The 8,447-nt window shown below is 52.0% G+C and carries 10 protein-coding genes; 7 read left to right on the top strand and 3 right to left on the bottom strand.

Features of this window, described 5'->3' with window-relative positions; genetic code table 11:
• Positions 1-288 precede the first annotated feature (288 nt).
• From MYY08_RS16975 to pyrE, 7 genes are all read left to right on the top strand, one after another.
• Positions 289-1,614: a bifunctional lysophospholipid acyltransferase family protein/GNAT family N-acetyltransferase gene (locus MYY08_RS16975; protein ID WP_288015058.1), complete on the top strand. Its 1,326-nt coding sequence runs from the start codon at positions 289-291 to the stop codon at positions 1,612-1,614.
• 26 nt (positions 1,615-1,640) lie between these two features.
• Positions 1,641-2,003, top strand: coding sequence for a hypothetical protein (locus MYY08_RS16970; RefSeq protein ID WP_288015055.1), 363 nt, complete (start codon positions 1,641-1,643; stop codon positions 2,001-2,003).
• A gap of 121 nt (positions 2,004-2,124) precedes the next feature.
• Positions 2,125-3,048 (top strand): HlyD family secretion protein, encoded by a 924-nt coding sequence (locus MYY08_RS16965; protein WP_288015052.1) that lies wholly within the window; start codon positions 2,125-2,127, stop codon positions 3,046-3,048.
• Complete coding sequence (locus tag MYY08_RS16960) at positions 3,041-3,964, top strand: ABC transporter ATP-binding protein (protein WP_104951613.1); 924 nt, start codon at positions 3,041-3,043, stop codon at positions 3,962-3,964. The genes MYY08_RS16965 and MYY08_RS16960 overlap by 8 nt, the downstream gene beginning before the upstream one ends.
• A complete protein-coding gene (locus tag MYY08_RS16955) occupies positions 3,942-5,084 on the top strand; it encodes an ABC transporter permease (protein ID WP_038629160.1) in 1,143 nt (380 codons plus the stop codon). Before MYY08_RS16960 ends, MYY08_RS16955 begins: the two co-directional genes overlap by 23 nt.
• A 107-nt stretch (positions 5,085-5,191) precedes the next feature.
• On the top strand, positions 5,192-5,908 hold the full coding sequence (rph, locus tag MYY08_RS16950) for a ribonuclease PH (RefSeq protein ID WP_038629158.1): 717 nt from the start codon (positions 5,192-5,194) through the stop codon (positions 5,906-5,908).
• Positions 5,909-5,966: 58 nt separating this feature from the next.
• The gene (gene pyrE / locus MYY08_RS16945) at positions 5,967-6,608 is read left to right on the top strand and encodes an orotate phosphoribosyltransferase (protein ID WP_038629156.1); all 642 of its coding nucleotides are present in this window, start codon (positions 5,967-5,969) and stop codon (positions 6,606-6,608) included.
• Between the two features lie 50 nt (positions 6,609-6,658).
• On the opposite strand, the gene slmA is transcribed toward pyrE, so the two are convergent.
• From slmA to coaBC, 3 genes are all read right to left on the bottom strand, one after another.
• Entirely contained in the window at positions 6,659-7,255 is a 597-nt protein-coding gene (slmA, locus tag MYY08_RS16940; protein WP_038629154.1) for a nucleoid occlusion factor SlmA, read from the bottom strand.
• Between the two features lie 121 nt (positions 7,256-7,376).
• The gene (gene dut, locus MYY08_RS16935) at positions 7,377-7,835 is read right to left on the bottom strand and encodes a dUTP diphosphatase (RefSeq protein ID WP_038629151.1); all 459 of its coding nucleotides are present in this window, start codon (positions 7,833-7,835) and stop codon (positions 7,377-7,379) included.
• Positions 7,813-8,447, bottom strand: a 635-nt coding sequence (gene coaBC / locus MYY08_RS16930) for a bifunctional phosphopantothenoylcysteine decarboxylase/phosphopantothenate--cysteine ligase CoaBC (protein ID WP_288015044.1), incomplete at its 5' end; no start/stop codon positions are given. The genes coaBC and dut, both read right to left, overlap by 23 nt.

Here is an 8,447-nt window from a genome sequence, read left to right as displayed (position 1 = left end):
CTTAAATAGCAACCATCATACAGTCGAAGTAAGCAGACTTTCCTCTGCATCGATAATAACTCCTGATTAACTGTGATGTTGCTGGCTAGTCAGTAACATAGGCAGTGTCGGCGGATACGATAATTTTATCTGGCCGGTATGTTGATTTATTAAAGAGGAAAGATATTCTCTCGCTTCGGCTGGGGCAGTCGTCTGTTCTGGCAGTAGGGAACAGACGGTTTTTAATGTGAGAGCCGCATCTGCACAGGATGACTATTAAAAAACTCACAAGAAAGCTAAGGTGATGACATGGATGTTGTTAATAAGTTGTTAGTAGAGTTCTTTCCGGATAAGAAAATACCTGGATGGCAGAAAAGCTTATTCAGGTGGGCAATAGGAAAAGATAAGATTGATGCTTATACGGATAGGGTATCAGACAAGCAGGGTATTGATTGGATTGAAAATTTTACAGAAATACTTGCGTTTCGCTTCAATGTCCACTGCGACGACTATGACAATATACCGGCGCAGGGTCCGACTATTCTCTTCTCAAATCATCCTACCGTTATTGACGGCATCGCCTTGATTTCGTCAGTGGCAAAAGTCAGGAAAGATATCAAGGTAGTGGCTAATCATGTTATTCCATTATTGTTGCCTCAAATTGAAGCGCTGACTATCGGCATCAGAAATATGCAAGGGAAAATAGCGGTAAGTCAGTATAAAGAGATGAGCAAGCATCTGGAAAGCGGCGGCGTGCTGATTATTTTTCCGGCGGGAAAGCTGGCTGGCATCAATCCTGTCGGGTTAAAAGAGTTTCCCTGGCATCCTGGATTTCTGCAATTAGCTAAAAAAACGCATGCTACTCTGGTGCCGGTATATATCAGAGGATTTAACAGCTTACGTTATTATCTCACCGCCATTGTCTGGCGTCCTCTCTCTAATCTGATGATACTGCGCGAATGTCTTCGGCATCGTGGGGGAAAGCTGCACATTAAAATTGGTCGGCAGATTGACCTTGCCAGAATCGACTGTGAAAAAAAACAGTTAGCCGTTGTTGCCGCATCTTTTCAGCAGCATGTACAGCAAATGGCAACAGATAAGCCGCCTGTATTACCACTCGCCGCGCCGCTGGCACAGCCGGAAAACCGCAGCTTGTTGAATGCCGCGCTAAGCCAGTGCGAACGATTAAAGCAACTTGCTGACGGGAAAAGCGTGCTGCTTTATCGCTATCATGGCGAAGGTTATTCGCCGGTGCTGCGTGAGCTTGGCCGCCTGCGAGAGATATCTTTTCGGGCGATAGGCGCAGGGACGGGCAAGAAATATGATAACGACCGCTACGATGATGATTATTACCACATTATTTTATGGGATCCCGCCCGGCTTGAAATTGCCGGCGCCTATCGATTTGTCTTTGCTGGCGAACAAATTGGCAGGCATGGCCTGGAAGAGCTTTACAGCCATAGCCTGTTCCGTTATCAACCTGAGGCGCTGGCCGTTATCAGCCAAAGTATTGAGATTGGACGCGGATTTATACAAAAACAGTATCAAAAAACCCATGCGCTGGACGAACTCTGGAAGGGAATTTTTCACGTTGCGCTAAGGCATAAGGCTTACAAATACCTTATTGGCGTTTAACCATTCCCCGAAGTTATTCACCCTACGTGCAAAAGCTGATGGTTGGGTTTTATCAGGCCTACCTCTCCTCAGATGAAATTTTATGCGCGCCCGAGAAAAGATATGGGGTAAATAAGAACGAGATTCTGCATTTTTTTAGCGGCGATAATTTTCAGCAAGACTGGTGCAGGCTGAACCACCTGCTGCGTGATAAGGGTTATGAACTGCCGTGGCCCTATAAGCAGGCGGTTAAATGGTACAGCGAAGGCGGGTCTAAAATAATAGCCTTCGTTGAAGATAGCACGTTTAATTCCATTGCCGGCCTGAATTTTTGCGAAATCAATAAGCTAAATAAAATGTACTGTCGGCGTTATTTACCCCAAAAGATACTGCCTGTGGAGCAGATATAGAATCCTGTAATGTATTAACAGAAATAAGTTAAGTGTTAATGACTTTCGACGGTGCGCGCATCGTATTTGGGATATATGAATAATGCTGATAGCCAGAAGTTTATATTTATTGGCGATAATAATGGGCCTCTCAGGCTGTGACGGCTCCGGCTCTTTTACGCTGCCAGGCTATACCTACGGAGAATTTACCTATCTGTCGCGGCCTTTTACGGACAAAGTCGAACAGTTGTTTGTCGCTAAAGGTGAGTTTGTAAAAAAGGGGCAAAAGCTGGCGCAGATGGAGACTTTTTTAGCGGAGAACGCGCTACGGGTCGCTGAGGAGAATGTTCAGGCGGAGCGGGCGCTGCTGCGAAATTTACAAAGGGGAGAGCGGCCTGAGGGCATTGAGATGATCGAGGCGCAGCTTGAACGGGCAAAATCGGCCGCCAGCGTGGCGAAAAGTCAGCTTGACAGGAAAAAGCGCCTGTATAGCGAAAAAATGATTTCAGTTGCGGAGTGGGAGGCTACGAAAGGGGAGTATGCGCAGAAAAATGCGCAGGTAAAAGAGCTACAGCATCAGTTGGCGTTGAAAAGGCTGCCAGCGCGACAGGCGGAAATTACTCATCAACGTTCCCGTGTTCAGGCGGCAACGCTTCAGCGTGATAAAGCCGCCTGGGAGCTGCAGCAAAGGCTATTGACGGCGCCGCTGGACGGCGTGGTGTATGACATTTTATATCAGCCCGGCGAAATGCCTGCGGCCGGCAAGCCGATTATCAGCCTGCTTGCGCCGGAGAATATCAAAGTACGTTTTTACGTGCCGCAAAAACGGCTGGGTGAGATCCGTCACGGAACCCGGGTTAACATAATCTGTGACGGCTGCAAACGCGCGCTTTCCGGTCACGTTCGCTATATCAGCCCGCAGGCAGAGTTTTCTCCGCCAGTGATCTACAGCACCCGGCGACGGGAAAAGCTGCTGTTTATGGCGGAGGCGGTACCGGTAAAAGCGGATGCGCCCTTCCTTAAAACAGGACAGCCCGTTAACGTTGAGCTCGTTGCTGATGAATGAAAACTGTATCGAAGTCTGTAAGCTCAATAAACGCTTCGGCGAAAACCATGTCGTAAAAGACTTTTCTCTTACTGTGAGAAAAGGGGAGATTTACGGTTTTCTTGGACCGAACGGCAGCGGAAAAACGACGTCGATTCGTATGATGTGCGGTTTAATTACGCCCGACTCCGGCAGCGGCCACTGCCTGAATATGGATATCTTTACGCAGCGCGAAAAGATTAAAAAACATATAGGCTATATGACGCAGCATTTTTCAATGTGGGGCAGCCTCTCCATCCGCGAAAACCTGTTGTTTATCGCACGAATTTATAACCTGGACCGATATCGACAGCGCGTTGACCGCACCCTGGCAGAGCTGGGCCTGATCTCCCGTCAGCATCAGCTGGCGAAGTTTCTTTCCGGCGGATGGAAACAGCGTATGGCGCTGGCGGCCTGTATGCTGCATCAACCTTCCCTGCTTTTTCTGGATGAGCCGACCGCCGGCGTTGACCCTAAAGCGCGTCGTGAGTTTTGGCAGGTACTGCACCAGCTGTCTGATCAGGGCATATCGATTCTGGTCAGTACCCACTATATGGATGAGGCTGAGCGGTGCCACCGGGTCGCCTACCTCTCTTACGGCAACCTGCTGGCCAGCGGAAGCGTGCGGTCGATTATCGAGGCGCAGCAGCTTATTACCTTCAAAATAAGCGGCAGCAGGCTGACTGCGTTGGAAAGTGAGCTGTTGAATCTTCCCGGTATTGAACAGACGGTAATATTCGGCAATAGCCTGTTTGTTACCTCAAATGACGAAAGCCTGTTAAGCGCTATCGTCTCGAAGCATGTTCCTTCCGACTATCACGTTTGCAGAGTTGAAACCAACCTGGAAGACGCCTTTACCTGGCTGATGAAAAACAATGCTAAAGAAAATACGCGTTAACTTTTCCCTGTTACGCTGGCTTGGCGTAGTGATAAAAGAAATTCACGAACTGCGTCGGGACAGGATCAGCATCGCTATGGTGGTGGTAACGCCGCTGCTGCAGCTCACCATACTTGGCTATGCCGTCAATATGGATGCGCGCAATATTCCTGCCGCGCTGATTAACTACGATACCGAGCGTTTAAGTCAGGTTTTTGTCTCGGCAGCGCAAAATACCGGCTACTTTTCAATGATGCCTGTGGCTTCGGAAAAAGAGGCGCGGTCCGCGTTTGTACGCGGCGAAGTCATTTTTATCGTGACCATTCCGCAAGGGTTTACGCAAAAAATGTTGCGCGGCGAAAAGCCGCAGATCCTGCTACAAGGCGATGCTATCGATCCCTTAACCATAGGCAACGCGCTGAGCGCCATTACACAGGCGTCAAAAACCCTGTTTCAGCATGCGCTGCCGCCAGCGCTGCGCAGCGAGATAAGCGCGGACGATTTTGAGTTGGTGATCCATCGTATGTTTAATCCCGAGGGGATTACGCAGTACAATACCATACCGGGCATTATCGGCTCGATACTCAGCACCACATTGATCCTTATGACCGCGCTTGCCATTACCCGGGAGCGGGAAAGCGGCGCGATAGAAAATCTGCTGATTTCCCCGCTGACCAGTCTGGAAGTGATTACCGGCAAGATTATTCCCTATGTATTAATCGGCATTTTTCAGTCTGTCCTGATCCTGCTTTGCGCAGTGTTTCTGTTTCACATCCCGTTATTGGGCAACGTTTTTCTGCTTTTTAGCGTGCTGATGGTTTACGTTTTTCTCTGCTTATCAATTGGCATCACTATTTCAAGCGTGGCGCAGAATCAGCTGCAGGCGCTGCAAATGTCTTCTTTCTATTTTATTCCTTCCGTCATGCTTTCCGGTTTTATCAGCCCGTTTATCAGCATGCCCGTCTGGGCCCAGTGGTTGGGCTCCTGCCTGCCGCTAACCTACTTTATCCGTCTGATTAAAGGCATTATGCTGAAAGGCTATACGTTTGCGGAGCTGTTGCCCGATCTGCTGCCGCTGGGCGGCCTGGCGGTAATAGTGATGACGGTGGCGCTCGCTTCCTACCGTAAAACGCTGGACTAATGCCGCGTCCCCGGTTTTTCTGAGACAAAGCGGGGAAAGGGCCGGTAGGCAGAGCAGGCTGAAGACCGTATAATGCGCAGCCAATATTAGCAAGCCGGAGAAAAACCATGCGTCCAGCAGGCCGTCTCACACAGCAGGTGCGTCCCGTCACCCTGACCCGTCACTACACCAAACATGCAGAAGGTTCTGTCCTGGTTGAATTCGGCGATACCAAAGTGCTTTGCACCGCCACCGTAGAAGAGGGCGTGCCGCGCTTCCTGAAAGGTCAGGGACAGGGCTGGATTACCGCCGAATATGGCATGCTGCCGCGCTCTACTCACAGCCGCAACGCGCGTGAAGCCGCAAAAGGCAAGCAGGGCGGCCGCACGCTGGAAATCCAGCGCCTGATCGCACGTTCGCTGCGCGCGGCGGTTGACCTGAAGGCGCTGGGCGAATTCACCATTACGCTGGATTGCGATGTATTACAGGCCGATGGCGGCACCCGTACCGCTTCGATTACCGGCGCGTGCGTGGCGCTGGCGGATGCGCTTAATGCGCTGGTCGCAGCAGGCAAGCTGGCTAAAAATCCGATGAAGGGCATGGTCGCGGCGATTTCCGTCGGCATCGTTAACGGCGAAGCGGTATGCGATCTGGAATATGTAGAAGATTCCGCTGCCGAAACGGATATGAATGTGGTGATGCTGGAGGATGGCCGCATGATCGAAGTGCAGGGCACCGCAGAAGGCGAGCCGTTCAGCCACGAAGAACTGTTAACACTGCTGGCGCTGGCGCGAGGCGGCATTGATACCCTGATCCAGGCGCAGAAAGCGGCGCTGAACAACTGATTATTTCAGGCGACCAGAGAGTCGCCTTTTTTATATCTGATTTTTGAGGAGAGCAAAGATGAAAGCCTGGCAGCGTGATTTTATTGAGTTTGCTTTAAACAAGCAGGTACTGAAATTTGGCGAATTTACTCTGAAGTCGGGGCGCAAAAGCCCTTATTTCTTCAATGCAGGCCTGTTTAACACCGGGCGCGACCTGGCGTTGCTGGGGCGCTTTTACGCACAGGCGCTGGTTGATTCCGGCGTTGACTTCGATTTGCTGTTCGGCCCGGCGTATAAAGGCATTCCGATCGCCACTACTACCGCCGTTGCGCTTGCTGACCACCACCAGCGCGACGTGCCTTACTGCTTTAACCGTAAGGAAGCGAAGGATCACGGCGAAGGCGGCCTGCTGGTCGGCAGCCCGCTGGAAGGGCGCGTGATGCTGGTCGACGATGTGATTACCGCTGGCACCGCCATCCGTGAATCGATGGAAATTATCGCCGCCAACGGCGCGCGTCTGGCTGGCGTGCTGATTTCACTTGATCGTCAGGAGCGCGGACGCGGCGAGATTTCAGCGATTCAGGAAGTGGAGCGCGATTACCAGTGTCACGTCACTGCGATTATTACGCTAAGCGATCTGATTGAATATCTGGAAGAAAAACCGGAAATGGCTGACCATCTGGCGGCGGTGCGCGCCTACCGTAAAAACTACGGCATCTGATGTAAAGTCAGGACGCCGGGCAAAATCGCCGCCCGGCGTTTTCTGCACAGTTAGACCAGCTGCGCCGCCAGCAGCGGCCAGCGCGCTTCAAACTCCTGCGTTGGCTGATAGCGGAACTCGGAACGTACAAAGCGTGACAGCAACCCTTCGCAGAACGCCAGCAGCTGGCTGGCCAGCAGGGTTTCATCAGTGACAAAGCCTTCGCCCTCGCGCATTTTTCTTTCGCGCATCACCTGTCTCAGCTGCGCCTCAATACGTTCAAATAGCTGATTAATGCGGCCCTGTAAGCGATCCTGCTCAAACATCAACGCATGGCCGGTCAGAATACGCGTCAGGCCAGGATTGCGTTCGCCGAAGCCCAGAATGAGCTGCACGATCAGCCGCAGGCGCGTCATGGTCTCTTTTTCATCTTTCAGAATAGCGTTGATGCGGGTAATAAGGCTGTCTTCAATAAACTCGATTAGGCTGTCAAACATGCGCGTTTTGCTGGGAAAGTGGCGGTAGAGCGCCGCTTCTGAAACGCCTACGGTGGCGGCCAGCTTGGCGGTGGTGATGCGTTGACTGCCGTCGCTGGATTCCAGCATCTGCGCCAGAGCCTGCAGGATTTCATCGCGACGATTCCTTTTCGCGCTCTTTTTTTCTGCCATGACGTTATAAACCCCTGAGATTTACCATAAACGGGCAAAGGCCCACGCAACATCCGTGAGAAGGCGACTCACGGTGCTGAAAAATAAAAAATTCGGGTTGTGGAGGGTGTTCGCTGTGCGTTTAATTCCGACCGGAGTGACCGAAACCGCCTTCGCCGCGCGTGCTGGCGTCGAAATCCTCAACCAGGTTGAATTCCGCCTGCACCACCGGCACAAAAACCAGTTGGGCGATGCGCTCGCCAGGCTGAATCGTAAAACTCTCCTGACTGCGATTCCACACGGAAACCATCAGCTGGCCCTGATAATCAGAATCAATCAGGCCAACCAGATTGCCCAGTACGATGCCGTGCTTATGGCCGAGACCGGAGCGCGGCAAAATCACCGCGGCCAGCGAAGGGTCGGCGATATGAATAGCCAGGCCGGTCGGCAGCAGCGTCGTTGCGCCCGACGCCAGCTCCTGCGGCGCATCAAGGCAGGCGCGTAAATCCAGACCTGCGGAACCAGAGGTAGCGTACGTCGGCAGCGGAAAATCTTTGCCGACACGCGCATCAAGAATCTTAACGTCGATTTTTTTCATCATAACGGCTGACAATCTCGTCTAATAACTGCTGGCCAAGGAGCGTTTTGTCCGCAAGCGGCAAAACTTTTTCTCCCTCCTGCCAGAAAAGGTGAAGAGCATTGGTATCGCTGTTGAAACCTTGCCCGGATTTAGAAACATCGTTGGCGCAGATTAGGTCCAGATTTTTCCGCACACGTTTTTGTTGGGCGTATTCTTCCACATTACGGGTTTCAGCGGCAAACCCTACGACGTAAGGGCGTTGTTCGCGCATGGCGCCTACGCCGGCGACGATATCAGGGTTTTTTATCATCTTTAGTGTGATTTCATCACCCTGTTTTTTGATTTTTTCCGCCGCAATTTCCACCGCGCGGTAGTCTGCCACGGCTGCGCTGCCAATAAAAATGTTCTGCCGCGTAATTTGCGCCATGACCGCTTTTTCCATCTCCAGCGCGCTGGTGACGTTAATACGCGTCACTCCGGCAGGCGTCGGCAGCGAAACCGGGCCAGCGACCAGCGTGACGTTCGCGCCGCGGGCGGCGGCGGGGGCGGCAATCGCAAAGCCCATTTTGCCGGAGCTGTGATTCGTAACATAGCGCACCGGATCAGGCGCTTCGCGCGTCGGACCAGCGGTGG

This window comes from Mixta sp., assembly GCF_024610815.1.
GTDB lineage: Bacteria > Pseudomonadota > Gammaproteobacteria > Enterobacterales > Enterobacteriaceae > Mixta > Mixta calida.
This window is presented reverse-complemented; position numbering and strand designations above follow the sequence as displayed.

What these genes read in the sequence shown, in the direction of transcription:
- MYY08_RS16975 (WP_288015058.1), top strand. Translation starts at nt 289, where the DNA reads ATGGATGTTGTTAATAAGTTGTTAGTAGAGTTCTTTCCGGATAAGAAA.
- MYY08_RS16965 (WP_288015052.1), top strand. Translation starts at nt 2,125, where the DNA reads ATGGGCCTCTCAGGCTGTGACGGCTCCGGCTCTTTTACGCTGCCAGGC.
- MYY08_RS16960 (WP_104951613.1), top strand. Translation starts at nt 3,041, where the DNA reads ATGAATGAAAACTGTATCGAAGTCTGTAAGCTCAATAAACGCTTCGGC.
- MYY08_RS16955 (WP_038629160.1), top strand. Translation starts at nt 3,942, where the DNA reads ATGCTAAAGAAAATACGCGTTAACTTTTCCCTGTTACGCTGGCTTGGC.
- rph (WP_038629158.1), top strand. Translation starts at nt 5,192, where the DNA reads ATGCGTCCAGCAGGCCGTCTCACACAGCAGGTGCGTCCCGTCACCCTG.
- pyrE (WP_038629156.1), top strand. Translation starts at nt 5,967, where the DNA reads ATGAAAGCCTGGCAGCGTGATTTTATTGAGTTTGCTTTAAACAAGCAG.
- slmA (WP_038629154.1), bottom strand. Translation starts at nt 7,255, where the DNA reads ATGGCAGAAAAAAAGAGCGCGAAAAGGAATCGTCGCGATGAAATCCTG.
- dut (WP_038629151.1), bottom strand. Translation starts at nt 7,835, where the DNA reads ATGATGAAAAAAATCGACGTTAAGATTCTTGATGCGCGTGTCGGCAAA.